The organism is Enterobacter cloacae complex sp. ECNIH7, assembly GCF_002208095.1.
GTDB classification, from domain to species: domain Bacteria; phylum Pseudomonadota; class Gammaproteobacteria; order Enterobacterales; family Enterobacteriaceae; genus Enterobacter; species Enterobacter cloacae_M.
Genome location: NZ_CP017990.1, coordinates 571,299 through 588,811, shown reverse-complemented (window position 1 = coordinate 588,811; position 17,513 = coordinate 571,299). Strand labels below are relative to the sequence as shown.

General features: G+C 55.6%; 15 protein-coding genes, 1 tRNA gene and 1 pseudogene. 7 read left to right on the top strand and 10 right to left on the bottom strand.

Annotation, left to right across the window (positions count from 1 at the left end; all coding sequences use genetic code 11):
• The first annotated feature begins 157 nt into the window (after positions 1 to 157).
• Complete coding sequence (locus tag WM95_RS02855) at positions 158 to 1,078, top strand: hypothetical protein (protein ID WP_063408522.1); 921 nt, start codon at positions 158 to 160, stop codon at positions 1,076 to 1,078.
• An 880-nt stretch (positions 1,079 to 1,958) separates the two neighbouring features.
• On the opposite strand, the pseudogene WM95_RS02850 reads toward WM95_RS02855, so the two are convergent.
• The 5 genes and pseudogenes from WM95_RS02850 to rraB all read right to left on the bottom strand — a co-directional run.
• A pseudogene (locus WM95_RS02850) lies at positions 1,959 to 3,206 on the bottom strand (tyrosine-type recombinase/integrase); the annotation flags it as partial.
• A 222-nt stretch (positions 3,207 to 3,428) separates the two neighbouring features.
• Positions 3,429 to 3,513: transfer RNA gene (locus tag WM95_RS02845), tRNA-Leu, on the bottom strand.
• 106 nt (positions 3,514 to 3,619) lie between these two features.
• Entirely contained in the window at positions 3,620 to 4,342 is a 723-nt protein-coding gene (locus WM95_RS02840) for a topoisomerase II (protein ID WP_088544629.1), read from the bottom strand.
• Positions 4,343 to 4,372: 30 nt separating this feature from the next.
• A complete protein-coding gene (gene miaE / locus WM95_RS02835) occupies positions 4,373 to 5,131 on the bottom strand; it encodes a tRNA isopentenyl-2-thiomethyl-A-37 hydroxylase MiaE (RefSeq protein WP_063408519.1) in 759 nt (252 codons plus the stop codon).
• Positions 5,132 to 5,177: 46 nt separating this feature from the next.
• On the bottom strand, positions 5,178 to 5,603 hold the full coding sequence (gene rraB / locus WM95_RS02830) for a ribonuclease E inhibitor RraB (protein ID WP_008501374.1): 426 nt from the start codon (positions 5,601 to 5,603) through the stop codon (positions 5,178 to 5,180).
• Between the two features lie 99 nt (positions 5,604 to 5,702).
• Between rraB and argL the strand changes: the two genes are divergently transcribed.
• From argL to xynR, 5 genes are all read left to right on the top strand, one after another.
• Positions 5,703 to 5,798, top strand: coding sequence for a putative translational regulatory protein ArgL (gene argL, locus WM95_RS27510; RefSeq protein WP_218033866.1), 96 nt, complete (start codon positions 5,703 to 5,705; stop codon positions 5,796 to 5,798).
• Entirely contained in the window at positions 5,768 to 6,772 is a 1,005-nt protein-coding gene (argF, locus tag WM95_RS02825; protein WP_045339574.1) for an ornithine carbamoyltransferase, read from the top strand. Before argL ends, argF begins: the two co-directional genes overlap by 31 nt.
• A gap of 277 nt (positions 6,773 to 7,049) precedes the next feature.
• Complete coding sequence (locus tag WM95_RS02820) at positions 7,050 to 7,412, top strand: hypothetical protein (protein ID WP_047742969.1); 363 nt, start codon at positions 7,050 to 7,052, stop codon at positions 7,410 to 7,412.
• 1 nt (position 7,413) lies between these two features.
• On the top strand, positions 7,414 to 7,848 hold the full coding sequence (locus WM95_RS02815; RefSeq protein ID WP_023310210.1) for a DUF3828 domain-containing protein: 435 nt from the start codon (positions 7,414 to 7,416) through the stop codon (positions 7,846 to 7,848).
• Positions 7,849 to 8,067: 219 nt separating this feature from the next.
• A complete protein-coding gene (gene xynR, locus WM95_RS02810; protein ID WP_063408518.1) occupies positions 8,068 to 8,826 on the top strand; it encodes a DNA-binding transcriptional repressor XynR in 759 nt (252 codons plus the stop codon).
• 4 nt (positions 8,827 to 8,830) lie between these two features.
• Here xynR and WM95_RS02805 read toward each other — a convergent pair whose 3' ends face one another.
• The 5 genes from WM95_RS02805 to WM95_RS02785 all read right to left on the bottom strand — a co-directional run bounded on the left by WM95_RS02805 (position 8,831) and on the right by WM95_RS02785 (position 15,616).
• Positions 8,831 to 10,441, bottom strand: a complete 1,611-nt coding sequence (locus tag WM95_RS02805; RefSeq protein ID WP_063408517.1) for a glycoside hydrolase family 43 protein — start codon at positions 10,439 to 10,441, stop codon at positions 8,831 to 8,833.
• A gap of 11 nt (positions 10,442 to 10,452) precedes the next feature.
• Positions 10,453 to 11,835, bottom strand: coding sequence for an MFS transporter (locus WM95_RS02800; RefSeq protein ID WP_059445123.1), 1,383 nt, complete (start codon positions 11,833 to 11,835; stop codon positions 10,453 to 10,455).
• Positions 11,836 to 12,061: 226 nt separating this feature from the next.
• Entirely contained in the window at positions 12,062 to 14,029 is a 1,968-nt protein-coding gene (gene yagF, locus WM95_RS02795) for a xylonate dehydratase YagF (RefSeq protein WP_088544628.1), read from the bottom strand.
• 14 nt (positions 14,030 to 14,043) lie between these two features.
• Complete coding sequence (yagE, locus tag WM95_RS02790; protein ID WP_063409460.1) at positions 14,044 to 14,952, bottom strand: 2-keto-3-deoxygluconate aldolase; 909 nt, start codon at positions 14,950 to 14,952, stop codon at positions 14,044 to 14,046.
• Between the two features lie 211 nt (positions 14,953 to 15,163).
• Complete coding sequence (locus tag WM95_RS02785; protein ID WP_063409461.1) at positions 15,164 to 15,616, bottom strand: YhcH/YjgK/YiaL family protein; 453 nt, start codon at positions 15,614 to 15,616, stop codon at positions 15,164 to 15,166.
• A 675-nt stretch (positions 15,617 to 16,291) separates the two neighbouring features.
• On the opposite strand from WM95_RS02785, the gene arcA reads away from it, so the two are divergent.
• Positions 16,292 to 17,512 (top strand): arginine deiminase, encoded by a 1,221-nt coding sequence (arcA, locus tag WM95_RS02780; protein WP_023310203.1) that lies wholly within the window; start codon positions 16,292 to 16,294, stop codon positions 17,510 to 17,512.
• Position 17,513 lies beyond the last annotated feature (1 nt).

Sequence of the window (17,513 nt, the reverse complement as noted above, 5' to 3'; positions counted from 1 at the left end):
CATGGCGTTCAACATAAAGTTAAATCTCAATTTACTAAAACATTCTACATTTAAACGTTGACAAAAGTTACAGGTCATAAAGATTCCAAAATGCTTATGTGTTACTATTATACAACGATTTAGGATTTAACACTTACATTGAAATAATGGACTCCAAATGCATCAAATCAAAGAACACTTTCCGAACATAAAGTTTAACATAGCGTCTTCAATCTATTTAATAGGAGTAATTATAGTTACCTTGAATTTCTCCTTCTTTAATAAAGATAGTTTTTTTTCAATCCTTAGCATATTGATATCTATAACTTTCCTTTTTTGCGCTTATCAAAATAAAAAAATGGAAGTTAATAAATTAGTTGGAAACGGCATAATAAAATGGATTTCCACTGTGTGTGTTTTTTCACTTTGCTTATGGTACTCAAAACATAGACTTAACTTTGACTATGATATTGAAGTAGAATATTTAAACTACTCAGTTTATGGCTATGCTTTCGCTATAGCAATTCCTCTATGTTTATTCATTTATGGATTGTGTATATTCATATATATGTATATAGGAAGAGTTACAGCCTACCAATCTTTCTATGCAGCTATCATAGCCATACCTCTTTGCTATCTGCTTAAAAACTATATACACGGCCAACATGGCATTAACTTCGTTCTTACCATGGGGTTAATCCTAATATTACCTTATGGCTTTATGATGTTGTTAAAAAACATCAATAACGCCAATAACAATATCTTTATTATTTTCAAAGAGATGCCCTTTGATATAAAGAAAATGAAATCATTATTAAGTATGTGGTTTAAAAAGGCTCTGACAACCACGAATAACTATATGAAAATCACAGATTTATTATCTATAGCTTCAGCATTGATATATATCGGTTCATTTTCAATTGGAATCATACCTGAACATCAGAGATCATTTCTTTTACTTGATGCTTTCTATAGAACAGACTGCAATGATAAAAAAGATTCATTTTTATATCTCCGTAAATCAAAGAATGAGTGTTATAGAATAACAACTAAGGGACTTGAAGTTAAAAAAATGGAGTCATTTCACTCTTCACATTGAATAAATTAATCTTAGCCATTTTTTTACTGAGTAAAATGCAGACTAGTTATCAATTAGTCTGCATCATTAATAAAGAAATAGTTAGTGCGCAAGGTAGGCTTTGGCAGTAATGCCTCAATCAGATCTAAATTATATTGTTCGAGAACATACGTAACAAAATCGAGGACAGGACCAAATTTTTCTTAAATATAAATTACGCAATATTCAATACCCCTTTCAGAATTTGCAGAAAAGTCTGTCGATTGCCTGATGCAACCAATCTGAAATGACTGACTTCTGATTGCTCGAGATATCTCGATATATAGTAAAACGTCCGAACTTCCACTCCCCACTCATGCAGCTCGTCACACTTTTCAGTTAATTGTCTTAAGTATACGTAACTAACATCGAGTTAATTACCCTCCAAAAATAAATACTCCTGCATTGGGTATGACACACAACAGCGGTTCTCCTACTCCCCCGACTCCACCTCATCCTGCGCCGCCATCAGAACCAACTCTGACTTTGAAATCAGCAGATCTTTCGGCTTCCCTCCTCTCAACCTGCGATTAGCCGAGCCAAACCAGATTGCTAGCCCCCACGGGGTCTTACGTTCTTTGAACAGCGAGAGAATTAGCCTGACAACCTTGAGGGGCCGCATTTTCTCATCCAGAACATAATCCGGGTACAAATCCTCACCATCGACCTTCAGCGAGAATATCTTCCCGGCGGCTTTCCAGCCTTTCGGGCCAGCATCAGGATCGGCGGAACGAAAGCCCGCTTTTGCGGATAATTCAGACGCCGTCAGCCATTCCGAGTCAGCCAGTATTCTGGCTTTCAGTTCCTCTAGCTGCCGGTCATTGCGCTCCTGGAAACTCATATGGTCGAGTGCGCCTCCCGGCGACTTTTTGAAGCCATACGGCACAACATGCCTGAACCGGTTTGCATCCAGATAATCCGCCCACCACTGCATCATCTCCCGACGTTCTTCGAGATGCTGCGCCTTGTGGATATACGCCGCCCGCACGCGCTTGCGCTCCTGATGGCTCATCTGGCGCTCTACCGCGTCGCTTGACCACAGGCCCGACTCCACCAGCGCGCTACAGGCCATAGTGCGAAAACCGTGACCGCAGACGTCTTTCTGGGTGTCGTAGCCCATCACCCGCAGCGCTTTGTTGATGGTGTTTTCGCTCATCGGTTTGCGGTAGTTATGATCGCCGGGGAATACCAGTTCAGTTCCCGGTCGGCAATGCTGCCGCACCTCGTGCAGCAGTTCGATGGCCTGACGTGACAATGGGACCAAGTGTGGGGAGTGCATCTTCGCCCCACGCGCTGAATATTTAACGCCGGGGATCGGCTCACGCTCGGCGGGGATTGTCCACATGGCGTTACGCAGATCAATCTCATCCCAGCGGGCAAAGCGCAGTTCGCTGGAACGGATAAACAGCAGCAGAGCCAGTTTTACCGCCAGTTGAGTCAGTTGACGGCCTTTGTAATCGTCGATTCTTTCCAGGAAATCAGGGATAAGATTCAGATCCAGCGCCGGGTGGTGACGAACTTTGGGCGTAGAGACCGCGCCGGTTAAATCCGATGCGGGGTTATGATCGATAATGCCGTTCTGGACGGCGTAGCGCATCACGCAGGCAGTGCGCTGCTGAAGCCGGGAAGCAACATCCAGCTTGCCCGCTTTCTCCACCTCTTTGATGTGTACCAGCAGGTCTTTAACCTTCATTTTGGTGATGTCACAGCTGCCGTTCGTGGGGAACACATAAAGCTCGAAATAACGCAGCACCCGCTTCTTATGTTCCGACGACCAGTTCACGTTACTGGTGACCCATTCGCGTGCCACAGACTCAAACGTATGTTCTGGCGTTATAGCAAGGCGTTCAGCCTTTCGGTGTGCGCTCGGATCGATGCCGGAAATCAGCAGTAATTGGGCCTCTTCACGCATACGTCTTGCCTGTGCAAGCGTCAAAAGCGGATAAGGGCCTAAAGCGAGCTTTTTCTCTTTGTTTACAAAGCGGTACTTGATGTACCAGCGTTTTGAACCGTTAGGGTTAACCAGCAGGTAAAGTCCATGCGAGTCACTGAGCTTATACGGCTTGCCACAAGGCTTGGCGTGGACTATAGCGCGATCTGTTAGTGCCATTTGGGGGCCTCACTATTATCGAACTACGTCTAAGCCCCCAATTTGGCCCCCAAATCGCGTGGATGTCAATGGATGAAAAACGACCAACACGGAAAGACCACAAAACAAATATGGTTATTGACGAAAAATAAATTATCTTTGAATTACAGATGGATATGGACGAATCTGGACGAAAATGGACACAAAAAAAGCCACCCTTAGGTAGCTAATTATTGCATCACTTGGTGCCGAAGGCCGGACTCGAACCGGCACGTATTTCTACGGTTGATTTTGAATCAACTGCGTCTACCGATTTCGCCACTTCGGCACTGAAGGGGATGCGGAAACGTTGTGGATTATACCTGTCGCGCGCCGCCATGCAAGCGACGACGCGCTAAACCCGCGCTAAGTGCCCAAAAAACCAGCGTCCTTCGTCACTCCAGCTCAGACACCGCCAGTCGAATCACCCCTGCCGCCTTCTGCTCCGGCAGCGCCAGCACCTTCGCCCACATCTCCTGCACCATATTGCAGGAGAGCTTCTCTTTGCCCGCCGCCTTCTCCGGCATCTGCAGCAGCTGGATGTCCTCGCCGTACTTATCGGCAAGCGCCTTCATAATCGGCCGCACGTCCTCGACAGCCGCCTCGCGTTCGGCGGGGGTCACGGTGTGGCGTTTTTTGCCGTAGGCCGCGCGCATCATGTCGGCGTCGGCCTGCATGCGCCGCGCCATCAGGTCTTTATCCAGCATGCGCATCGGGTTCACGCCGCCCTTCACCGTCGGGTAGAGGAAGCGGAAGCAGGCGTCGTCGCTCACCTTCTGGATGGCGGCGGTCTGCTCCATGTTGATGGTCATGTAATTCACCACGTTGGCGTCCGGGGCGTTTTGCAGGCGCGACATCTGCAGATGCAGGATCTGCGGCTGGATGGTGTCGATAATCTGCTGCTCCGGCTCGCCCGCTTTTTGCAGGGCGGCCATCTGGTCGAGGATGCGCTGATGCAGCGCGGGCTCCTGCTCCTTAATCACCTGCCAGGCGGGCATCGCGTTAAGGGCGTTATCCTTCTGCCGTTCCGGGGCGCGCTGCCTGTCGAAAAACACCCAGAACGCCACGGCGGCAGCCGCAATGACGACAATCACAATACGGGTCCACGTTTTATTCATCTCGCATCCTTATCCTTTCGCTATGCCGGTTTACACCGGCACGCCGCTGTGGAAGCGAAACTCGTGGTCCGGTGTCGAGATAAGTGTGGCTTCAATTTCGCCAAAAAGCTGTATGCGCGGTGAGATATCGTCGTCGCTCACCTGCCGGGCCAGCGTCAGGTAGTCCTGATAGTGGCGCGCTTCCGAGCGCAGCAGCGAGAGATAGAACTTCTGCAGGTCGTCGTCGAGGAACGGGGCCAGCGCGGCGAAGCGTTCGCAGGAGCGGGCTTCGATGTAGGCGCCGCAGATGAGCTTGTCGATCAGCGTCAGCGGCTCGTGGGTGCGTACTTCCTTCAGCATCCCTTTGGCGTAGCGGCTGGCGGTGATTTTGACGTACGGAATGTCGCGGGCCAGCATCGCCTCGCGCACCTGCCAGAAGTGATGCAGCTCCTCTTTGATCAGCAGCACCATGCTGTCGATAAGCGCCTGGCCCCACGGGTCGTCGGTTTTGGGCATCACGCTTTTGCCAATCTTCTTGTGCAGGGCGATGAAGTCCGGCTCCGGGCCGTCGCGGAAGGTGAACTGTTCGTAGGGCTTGAGCCAGTCGAGCAGCGCGTCGGCACCGCTTTCGTCGGCGACGTATTTACGCACCAGCAGCAGCGCGGTCTGGGCGGCCTTGAGCTCGCACACCATGTGGTCGGTGAGCAGCAGCGGCAGGTTCGCCGGGTCGCGGGCTTTATCAATCCATGCTTGCGGGGTCGGGCACTGGAGGAAGTTGAGTACGGGGGCGAGTATCTGCGGGTAATCCATGGTTCTGCCTTGAAAAAGCGGTGGCGCGCGCCACCGCCTGAATCACTTAGTGACGCACGCCGTCGTCGTCTTCGTCGACGTAATCTTCGTCGTCGCCTTCTTCGCCGTCTTCACCGTTCGGATCTTCGAAGTAGGTTCCCCAGCCGTCGTATTCCACGTCAAACTTCTCGGCCAGGTTCATCAGCTGTTCTACCTGCGCGTCGATCAGCTCCGCCTTCAGCGCGCCTTCACTCAGGATGTCGCAGCAGATGACGGTGTCGCCCTCTTCCACTTCCAGCTCTTCCGGCTCGGTCACTTCGTAACCCAGCTTGAAGGCTTCCACGGCCATTTTTTCCAGCGCGTCGAAATCATCCGCAGAGAAATGGTGCTCGATGGTGTACAGCGCGTCCGGATCGCTACCGTCTTCCAGCAGCTCTTCAATAATCAGACGCGTCTCTTCGCGTTGCTCTTCCAGTAATTCCGGGTTTGCCATGGCTCAATCCTCTTTAAAGTGCGGCAGATACTTCTATTTTCACACACGGACGGGTTTGCCTCCACCTTTGTTGGAAAGATTTGTGAAACGGGGTTGCAAATGAATAATTACACATATAAAGTGAATTTTAATTCAATAAGTGGCGCTCGCCATGTGAGGATAAAATGTCCGATTTATACAAGAAACACTTTCTGAAATTACTCGACTTTACCCCTGCACAGTTCACTTCTCTGCTGACCCTTGCCGCACAGCTCAAAGCCGATAAGAAAAAGGGCAAGGAAGTACAAAAGCTTACCGGTAAAAACATCGCGCTCATCTTCGAAAAAGACTCGACCCGTACCCGTTGCTCTTTCGAAGTTGCCGCATTTGACCAGGGCGCGCGCGTCACCTATTTAGGGCCGAGCGGCAGCCAGATTGGGCATAAAGAGTCAATTAAGGATACTGCGCGCGTGCTCGGGCGGATGTACGACGGCATTCAGTATCGCGGCCACGGCCAGGAAGTGGTCGAGACGCTGGCGCAGTACGCGGGCGTGCCGGTGTGGAACGGGCTGACCAACGAGTTCCACCCGACGCAGCTGCTGGCGGATCTGCTGACCATGCAGGAGCACCTGCCGGGCAAGGCGTTTAACGAGATGACGCTGGTCTACGCGGGCGATGCGCGCAACAACATGGGCAACTCGATGCTGGAAGCGGCGGCGCTGACCGGGCTGGATCTGCGCCTGGTGGCTCCGAAGGCCTGCTGGCCGGAAGAGAGCCTGGTGGCGGAGTGCAGCGCGCTGGCGGAGAAGCACGGCGGGAAAATCACGCTGACGGAAGACGTGGCGGCGGGCGTGAAGGGCGCGGACTTCATCTATACCGACGTCTGGGTGTCGATGGGCGAAGCCAAAGAGAAGTGGGCGGAGCGGATTGCGCTGCTGCGCGGGTATCAGGTGAACGCGCAGATGATGGCGCTTACCGGCAACCCGAACGTGAAGTTCCTGCACTGTCTGCCGGCGTTCCATGACGACCAGACCACGCTCGGCAAGCAGATGGCGAAGGAGTTCGATCTGCACGGCGGGATGGAGGTGACGGACGAGGTGTTTGAGTCGGCGGCGAGCATCGTGTTTGACCAGGCGGAAAACCGGATGCATACGATTAAGGCAGTGATGGTGGCGACGCTTGGGGAGTGATTGACTCCTCTGCGGTCTGGTGCCCTCACCCCGGCCCTCTCCCACAGGGAGAGGGAGAAAACACTAAAAATGACAACAGCGTTATCGTCAGGCAGAAAAATTCATTTTACTGACGCTTTCTCAGATACGCATTAACCATAATAGGTATTTATCTTTTTATTAACCATTATTTACTGAGTAGATAATGGTTAATATCAGGTCATTATCAATTACAAAACACCTTATATTATCGGCGTAATATTTCCTTATTGCTGCATTTCATTAATAAGGATTGTTTATGTCATGGAATAAACATGAAGCTGTGTCATACGCCCGTAGCCACGCACTAACCCATACTGGACACTATTGCGCTCGAGCAATCGCCGCCGCCATTCGAGCCGGAGGGCTTAAAATCGAAGGGGCAAACGCTAAGGATTTCTGGCGTTCTCTTGAAAAAGCAGGGTTCACAAAAGTCTATGGCACCCCCATAGAGGGGGATATCGCGGTGATTGATGCCTTGCCCGGCCCGAATCAGTACGGGCATGTCTGTATTTATGATGGCGCTGGAACCTGGTATTCAGATTTTAAACAGAGAACACTGTACCCGGGGCCAACCTATCGCCAACTCCAGCCAGCCGTAACCTTATACAGGCATTATTAATATGAATAAGCTCATCTTAATTGTGTTATTCAGCACAGCCGCATTGGGGGCCGAAGATTTTCAGATACCGATGCAGCGCGCCCTTGAATTCAATCGCTGGTACGTCAAACAGGTGAACAACGATCGTTATCCCATCCAAGAGGGAAATGAAATCGATAAGTTCGTTACGGCCAGCACCATGAAAAAATTACGTCATGCAGACGATCCCCGTTATGCCGACGCTGAATTTTACGAGGCTGATTTTTTTATGAAATCGCAGTATATCGGCGAGGACTGGGCTGAGAATGTGGCTATTGATTCGTATGTTTCAGACCCGGTCTGTGTAAACGTGAATATCACGTTTGGCAAAAAGACCCAGCACACAGTCATTGATTGCATGGTTAAAGAAGATGGGGTCTGGAAAATCCAGTCTGTTGCCGCCCGGGATAACAATTGATGCCCCCCGCTAACAATAATGTAGCCGCCTTTGTTGCCGGGTGGCACTGCGCTTACCCGGCCTACACAACCCGTAGGCCCGTGCAAGCGTAGCGCCGCCGGGCAAATCAGGCAGCCCCTCTCCCACGGGCAGAGGGAGAACATCGGCGCCATTTCATTGATTTTTCACCCCGAAAAAGGTACGTTTTCGCCTTAATTCCAGCGTGGACATGCCAGCATTATGCCGATTATTCAGTCTGTTGAACGTGCGTTGCAGATCCTCGACCTGTTCAACGAGCAGGCCACCGAGCTTAAGATCACCGACATCAGCAAACTGATGGGGCTGAGCAAGAGTACCCTACACTCGCTGCTGAAAACCCTCCAGCTTCACGGCTATATCGATCAGAACCCGGAGAACGGTAAGTATCGCCTCGGCATGAAGCTGGTCGAGCGAGGTCATTTTGTCGTGGGCTCCATCGATATTCGGCAGAAGGCAAAAGGCTGGCTGACGGAGCTGTCCCAGCGGACCGGGCAGACCACCCATCTGGGGATCCTGGACGGGCGTGAAGGGGTCTATATTGAGAAAATTGAAGGCAAGCTGGCCGCCATCGCCTATTCGCGCATTGGCCGCCGCCTGCCGGTTCACGCCACCGCAATCGGCAAGGTGCTAATTGCCTGGCTGGGCGAGGCCGAGTTGAACGCCCTGCTGGAGGGCTATCAGTACACCACCTTTACGCCCGCGACCCTCGCCTCTCGCGAAGCCTTAGTGGCCGCCCTGGCGCAGACCCGCGAGCAAGGCTACGCCCTGGACAGCGAAGAGAACGAGCAGGGCGTGCGCTGCGTGGCGGTGCCGGTGTGGAACCATGAGTCCCGCGTGATTGCCGCCCTGAGCCTGTCGACGCTGACCTCCCGCGTGGACGATGCGGAGCTGGCTAATTTCCGCGAGCAGCTTCAGCAGGCCGGGCTCCAGCTGTCACGCGCGCTGGGCTACCCGGCCTGAGCCGTTAGGCCGGCTCGTAGGTGAAATAGTCGAAGTCCGCGTGGCAGCCGTCGCCGCTGATGTCCTCGCAGTGCAGCCCCACAAACGCGCCGGTGAAGAAGCCGCGCCCGCCGATGTAGTCGTCCGACAGCTTCCACGCCTCATACGTCACCGGCACGGCGTGCCACGTCTCGCCGTCGAACGAGTAGCTGTAGCGGTAGACCAGCGTATCCACGTCCACCCGCAGCCAGACGCTCTCCGCGCTCTCCGGCACCGGAATGGGCTGCTCGTGCAGCGGCCATGACGGTACGTTGTGGTCGAGCTGGATAACCTTAATCGTTCTGCCCTGCCCCTCCTCGTAGTCCACAAAGCAGTAGCTCCAGTTTTTGCTGTTGTAGTAGCAGGTCAGCCCCGCGCTCTGCTGGAAGTGGACCGGCGAAAACTGCATCCGCGTTTCTGAACGGAAGGCGAAGTGCTGCCAGCGGCGCGCCACGGTCGACTGGGTAAAGGTCGAGTTGAGCGAGTCGTTGCCGTAGAGCCGTAAATAGCCCGGGCGCGCGGTGAGTGAGCCGAGAGTGTCGTCGAACGGGATGCGCAGGGTTTGCAGTTCCGGGTCGAGCGAACTGGCGTCGAAATCGTCCCGCCAGGTCGTCTGAACGGTAGCGGGCTGCTCGGCCATCTGCGGGCCGGGCACGGTCAGCTGCGCGTGCTTGCCGCCTTCCACGTACGGCCAGCCGTCGCGCCATTCAATGCGGGCGATGCCGGTCTCGCGCCCAAGCGGGCAGTAGCCGCGTCCGCCGGAGGCCAGCAGCGGCACGCCGGGCAGGCGCAGCGGGCGGCTGGTGAGGTAGGCCATGTACCACTCTCCGGTGTGGGTCTGCAGCAGCGAGCCGTGGCCGCTCTTCTGCAGCGGGTTCTCCGGCAGGTGCCAGCTGGTCATCATCGTCACGTCCGGGTGCAGCTCGTACGGCCCGTCGATATTTTTTGAACGCAGCACCACGACGGCGTGCTCGTAGCTGGTGCCGCCCTCGGCGACCATCAGGTAATACCATCCCGCGTGGTGGTACAGGTGCGCGCCTTCGGTGTAGCAGAGCGGCGTGCCGGTAAACAGGGTTTTGCGCTCGCGCGAGAGCGTGCCGGTCAGCGGATCAAACTCCTGCATCACGATGGTGTTGTGTGGGTTGCTGTGGTGGCGCGGCCCCCACGGGCGGTAGATATAGTATTTGCGGCCATCGTCGTCGTGGAACAGGGACGGGTCAAACCCGCCGTTGCCCATCGGGATCGGCTCGCTCCACGGTCCCTCAATGGAGGGCGCGGTGACAAGGAAGTTGCGGCCGTTTTTCCACGGCGAGTCGACAATCTTCACGTCGGTGTAAAGCAGCCAGAATTTACCGTCGGCATAGCTCAGGCACGGCGCCCAGATGCCGCCGGAGTCCGGGTTGCCCTTCATGTCCAGCATCGACACGCGGTCCAGCGGGGTGCTGACCAGCGACCAGTTTTTCAGGTCGCGGGAGTGGTAGATGCGCACGCCCGGGAACCACTCGAAGGTCGAGGTGGCGATGTAGTAGTCCTCGCCCTGGCGGCACAGGGACGGGTCCGGGTTGAAGCCGGTCAGAATTGGGTTATTGATTTCCATATTGCCTCCGGTTAATGGGATGCGGCTGTCGCTGCGTCGGGAATGGCCTCGCCCTGCGCCGCGCGGTGTTTGATCAGCTGCTGGCTGATGGCCTCCACGCGGGCGTCGGTGAGCTTGTAGAACGACAGCATGATGAACATGCCCGCGTAGAGCACCACCGGCACCACGCAGAAAAGAATTTTGATGGTGGTGAGCACCTCGACCGGCTGCACGCTGCTGCTGGCGGAGTAGTTGACGTACGCCAGGATCCAGCCCACCACCGCCCCGCCAATCGCCAGGCCAATCTTCAGGCTGAACAGGTAGGTGGAGAACACCAGCCCGTCGAGGCGGCGACCGCTGCGGCTCTCCTCGTAGTCCACTACGTCAGAGGCCATCAGCCACTGCAGCGGCGTGGTGGTGTTGAAGACGAACAGGAACAGAATGTTGAGGGCAAAAATCAGCGCGATGTGCTCGGCCGGGGTGACGAAAATCAGCAGACTAATCAGAGAGTAGGCGACGATGATCCACTTGAAGGCGGTGACGCGGTCGAAGCGGCCCAGCAGGCGGGAAGAGCAGAGCGAGCCGAACATGGTGGCGAGGCTGCCGTAGAGTAAGAACTGGGTCGCCATCTCCGGGTGATCCATCACGTATTTCACGAAGTAGAGCGTCGCCCCGCCGCGCACCACGTTGGAGCAGGTCGCCATCATCTTGAACGCGCACATGATCCGCCATTGTCCGTTGCCGAGCAGCAGCTTAAGATCTTTCGCCACCGACGAGCCCGGCTGAACCTCAAAGGTGTAGCGCTCTTTAGTCGTGAAGAAGCAGACGTAGAGCAGCACCACGCCGCTCAGCCCCAGCACGCACATGGCGCCGAAGTAGCCCACCTGCTCGTCCCCTTTGCCGATGATGCTCACCAGCGGCAGCGCGATGCCGCTGATGGCGAGCGAGCCCGCCGCAGCCAGGAAGAAGCGCCAGGACTGCAGGGCGTGACGCTCTTTCGGGTCGGCGGTGATGACGCCGGGCATGGCGCAGTAGGGCACGTTAACGAAGGTGTAGACCAGAGTCAGGAGAATGTAGGTCACGCAGGCGTAGATGATTTTGCCCTGCGCGGAGAAATCCGGCGTGTAGAAGGTCAGCACGCAGACGATGCCAAACGGGATGGCACCCCACAGCAGGAACGGGCGGAACTGGCCGTGCCGCGTGCGGGTGCGGTCTACCAGCAGTCCCATCAGCGGGTCGGTGACGGCGTCGAGCACGCGGGAGACCAAAAACAGCGTGCCCATAATGCCCGCCGACAGGCCGAAGACGTCGGTGTAGAAGTAGGCCAGCAGGAACATCGTGGCCTGCCAGACGAAGCCGCAGGCGGTGTCACCCAGCCCGTAGCCAATTTTGTCTTTCATGGTTAATTGCGTCATCAGAATTACACCCTTATGTAGTGTGCTGAATTACAACATCGTGTTAATGGAGTGTAATGAGCTGTTCAATTAACCAGCAATGGTCATATCTTATTTCTGAATTACGTTATTTTGCTTTTGTGACGCCGACGATATATCTCAACCTATTGTTTATATTATTAAATAACAGAAACAGAAAAGCCGTCCGCGGAATATTTCCCGCAGACGGTTTTATCTCTGAAAATAATTAAATGCCGAGCGATTTTTTACCGGCGTTAATTACCTCAATGATTTTATCGGTGTCATAAATACAGCCTTTCCAGGTGCCGCCGCTCACCGACTGCAGTGCAGCCCACAGCCGGGTATCGTCCGGCAAAAAGTCGTGGGCGTGCAGCTCCGGGTGCGTCTGCCGCCGCGCCAGCTCGCGCGCGCCCTCTTCCGGCGTCAGCGGGTTGTCCGCGGTGCCGATAAAGTTCACGCAGCCCGTTAACGTCAGCCGGTCGACGGCTATCTCTATAATGTCATTATCGCGCAGCTTGCCAATCGGCCCGCCCGCCAGCGCCTCCGGCGACACGTGGCCGAAGCAGGCGCCCGTCGACACGCCCGAGAAGCGCGCATCGGTGATTAACGACACCGTCTTGCCCCACGAAATATGCTTCAGCGCGGAGGTGAGCTGATAGGTCTCTTCCATGCCGGTGCCGGACGGCCCGCCGCCGATGACCACCATGATATCGCCCTGCGCAATTTCTTCCCGCTTAATGGCCTTGATTGCCTGCGCTTCCGAGACAAACACCCTCGCCCGGCCGGTGTGGCGGTAAACGCCATCTTCACCGACGACCGACGAGTCGATCGCCGTGGCCTTGATCACCGAGCCTTCCGGCGCGATGTTGCCCGTCGGGAAGCAAACCGTCGAGGTCAGCCCTTTCGCTTTTGCCTTCTCCGGCGGCAGGATCACGTCATCCGGATCCACGCCGTCCTGCTCGCGCAGGCACTGGCGGAAGCGCTTGCGGCGCTCGGACGCCTGCCACCAGTCGAGGTTCTCGCCCACCGTCTGGCCGGTGACGGTCATGGCGTCCAGGTGCAGCAGACCGAGATCGCGCAGGTGGAGCATTACCTCCGGCACGCCGCCCGCAAGGAAGGCGCGAACGGTCGGGTGATAGTCCGGGCCGTTGGGCAGCACGCTCACCAGGCGCGGCACTTTACGGTTGACGCGCGTCCAGTGCTCAACGTCCGGGATCGTGCAGCCCGCCGCGTGGGCGATGGCCGGAATGTGTAGCAGTAAGTTGGTGGAGCCGCCGAACGCCGCGTGGATCACCATCGCGTTTTCGATGGCTTTGTCGGTGAGGATATCGCGCGTGGTGATGCCGCGGTTATCCAGCTCGTTGACCGCGCGCGCCGACTGGCGGGCGATCTCCAGCCACACCGCCTGCCCGGACGGCGCCAGCGCGGAATGCGGCAGCGCCAGGCCCAGCGCCTCCGCGACCACCTGCGAGGTGCCCGCCGTGCCGAGGAACTGACACCCGCCGCCCGGCGAGGCGCAGGCGCGACAGCCCAGCTCGGCGGCCTCCTGCAGGGAGAGTTCGTGATTGGCGAAGCGCGCGCCGATGGTCTGCACCTTGCCCGCGTCTTCCCCCACGGTCGGCGGCAGCGTCGCCCCGCCCGGCACCAGAATGGTCGGCAGGTCGTGCATTGCGGCCAGGGCAATCATGGTGGCGGGCAGCCCTTTATCGCAGGTCGCCACGCCTATTACCGCCCGGCGCGTCGGCAGGGAACGGATCAGGCGGCGAAACACGATCGCCGCGTCGTTGCGGTACGGCAGGGAGTCGAACATGCCGTGCGTGCCCTGAGAACGGCCGTCGCAGGGATCGCTGACGAAGGCCGCAAACGGGATCCCGCCGCTGCGGGTGATCTCCTTCGCCGCCGCCTGCATCTGCATGCCGATCTCCCAGTGGCCGGTGTGGTAGCCCAGCGCGACCGGGCGTCCGTCCCCGGCGCGGATGCCGCCCTGGGTGCCGATGATCAGCACCTCTTTGCCGGTCAGCCTGTTGGCGTCCCAGCCCATCCCGGCGTTCTGCGTCATGCCGAACAGATTGCCGCTGGGGGATTCCATCAGCATCTGCGGGGTCAGCGGCAGCGCGCCCTGCGGCCCCGCCGCGTGGGTGATGACGGCATAAAACGCCTCGTCCTGCGGGGTGAAAATCTTCTCGATGGTCATGGTTATCGTCCGGCTCAGCAGAGCTTGAGCTGTTGTAACAGGGTTTTCAGCTGCGCCTTGCGCGGCTCGTCCAGCGGCGAGGCTGGCGGCAGGACGTGCGTAGAAATCGGACGACCGCAGAGCACGATCGCCTCTTTAATCACGTTCACAAACGGCGTATCCAACTGATACATCTGCGGTATTTGCAGTAAGGTCTGATGATACTCAGCCGCTTTCGCCACGTCTTTATCCCGCCAGGCTTTCAGAAGATTCACCGAAACCTGCGGGGCAAAGTTGCCGCTCGCCGAGATCGCCCCGTCGCCGCCGAGCAGCAGGGTATTAAACAGATGATCGTCGTAGCCGCAGAGCACCGTGAAGTGCGGATGGGCGCCTTTGACGGTATGGATCATGCTGCGCAGGTGGGCGACGGAGTCGATGGTGTCTTTGATACCGATAATATTGTTGCGCGAGTCGGCGAGGGTTTTCACCAGCGCCGGGGTCAGATCCTGCCCGGTCAGCGCCGGGAAGTTATAGAGCATCACCGGCAGCGTGACGCTGTCGGCCACCTGCTCGAAATAGCGGATCAGGTTCGCTTCCGACACTTTCCAGTAGTAGGGGTTAATCACCACGATGCCGTCCGCGCCCGCCTGCTGCGCGTGCTGGCTCAGTTCAATGGTTTCCCGGGCGTTGGTGCCGCCGGTGCCGATCAGGACCGGCACGCGACGATCGACGTGATCGATAGCAAAGCGGGCAATTGCTTTACGCTCTTCGGCGCCGAGCTGGGAGAACTCGCCGCCGCTGCCCAGGAAGAACAGGCCGTCAACGCCTGCTTTGATGAGATCGTCGATCAGCGCGGCGGTGCCCGTCTTATCGAGCTGGCCGTCGGCGGTAAAAATGGTGGAGACAGGGGGAATGATTCCCGTAAACAACGCGGACTGCGGCATGAGATCTCCTTGCTGAATCATTTTGTTCTACATTATAGAACAGCGTTCATTAAATTAACGATCATACTATGACGCAGGAAAAGCGCAGGTAAATGAGAGATGCAGAGGGAGTGCGGGAAGTTTAAGCTGGATCACATATTGCGTGGGTGCGGTCTGGTGCCCTCACCCCGGCCCTCTCCCACGGGGAGAGGGTTAGGGTGAGGGGTCAGGGTTACTCCACCAGCATTTTAACAACCACTTTCCTGACCTTCGCAGGCGCGCCCACCGCGCACAGCGGCTTGTGCACCTCACCCGGCCAGAACACCACAAAATCCCCTTCGCTAAGCATCACGGTTTTCTCCTGCTCGCCTTCCGGCAGGAACGCGATGTCTTTGTCCGCCAGCCAGTCGGTGTCGGGCGTACCGTGCGGCAGGGTGCTGAAGGTCATCCCCTCCTGGCCCTTCATGATTATCTGGATGTCCAGATAGCGCGCGTGGTACTCGGCGCGGCGCTCGGCGAACGGCTGGGTCATGTCTTCCGAGACCAGATAAAAGAGGCTGCTGCCGTTGATGTCGTGCTTGCCGAGCGGCGTGGCGTCGGTGACGTGGGCTTTAACGTGCTCGATGGCCTGACGCAGATCGTCAGGCAGCCAGGAGTGCAGATTGTGGATGTTGCCGATAATCATGTGAAATCCCTCTATGTAAAACAACGTTTCATTTTTATCTCTTATACGAGAGTTAAGGCTGCCATACCAGCGCTTTTTAGACGGGTTTTGCGCGAACGCATGTTTATCGGGAATGGTGTTAATTTGCTGTTAAGCCCTCGCAGGCATTTATGCAGTCATTATGCATATCTTCAGCTCTTCGTTATCACGCCCTTGCGCTAACTCATTGATCGCCAGGCCTTAACAACAAAACTCGCTACCGCTTCACATTTTATCACTTTGATAATTTGCTATTAAATTCAATAAATATTTATTGATTTTCCTTAAGCCAAAAATAGTTAATTAGCAATAATGCATAGTCATTCCATAAAAACTATAAAAACAATTAAAATCAATATCTTAACAAAATATTTCAAAGCATTAAATTCTACAAAACACTAACAACTGAAAATAATGACAACGGATAGTGCTTAGCTATTCATCTCGCCAGAATAATCAATTAATCATTATCTGATGCGAATCATGCAAATGAAAACAAACCGCTTAATATCCATTTTCGCGTGAGCAACATCACAATAAGGATTATTTAACCGCCTAGTATGAATCACGAAATCAATTGAGCTTAGCCGCCATGCAATTAAATACATGACATGGCGCATGCCCTTTTTATTCTGAAAAACAGTTAAAGGAATAATTATGGAAAAGCATTACGTCGGTTCTGAAATTGGTCAATTGCGTAGCGTTATGCTGCACCGTCCTAATTTAAGTCTGAAACGTTTAACGCCATCAAACTGTCAGGAGCTGCTTTTCGATGACGTGCTCTCGGTTGAGCGGGCGGGTGAGGAGCATGACATCTTCGCCAACACGCTGCGCGAGCAGGGTGTGGAAGTCCTGCTGTTGACCGACCTTCTGACGCAATCCCTTGATATTGCAGAAGCGAAAGCCTGGCTGCTGGATACCCAAATCTCCGACTATCGCCTCGGCCCAACCTTTGCCGGCGACGTGCGCGGCTGGCTGGCAGATATGCCGCACCGGGAACTGGCGCGCAGGCTGAGCGGCGGATTAACCTACGGCGAAATTCCGGCGGCGATTAAAAATATGGTAGTGGATACCCACACGGCGAATGATTTTATTATGAAGCCGCTGCCGAACCATTTATTTACCCGCGATACCTCATGCTGGATTTATAACGGCGTCTCCATTAACCCGATGGCCAAACCGGCCCGTCAGCGCGAAACCAATAACCTGCGGGCAATATATCGCTGGCACCCGGCGTTTGCCGACGGCGATTTTATTAAGTATTTCGGCGACGAGAATATTAATTACGACCACGCCACCTTAGAAGGCGGCGATGTATTAGTCATTGGCCGCGGCGCGGTACTGATCGGCATGTCCGAGCGCACGACGCCGCAGGGCGTGGAGTTCCTCGCCAACAGCCTGTTCAAACACCGTCAGGCCGAGCGCGTGATCGCCGTTGAGCTGCCCAAACACCGCTCCTGCATGCACCTCGACACCGTCATGACCCACATAGACGTGGATACCTTCTCCGTCTACCCGGAAGTGGTGCGCAAGGACGCCCAGTGCTGGACGCTCACCCCGGACGGACGCGGCGGCCTGCTGCGCACTCAGGAAACCGACCTGCTGCACGCCATCGAGAAAGCGCTCGGCATTAGCCAGGTGCGCCTGATCACCACCGGCGGCGACGCCTTTGAAGCCGAACGCGAGCAGTGGAACGATGCCAACAACGTGCTGACTATCCGCCCGGGCGTGGTGATCGGCTACGAGCGCAACGTCTGGACCAACGAGAAGTACGACAAAGCGGGCATCACCGTGCTGCCCATCCCTGGCGACGAGCTCGGACGCGGCCGCGGCGGCGCGCGCTGCATGAGCTGCCCGCTGGAACGCGACGGAATTTAAA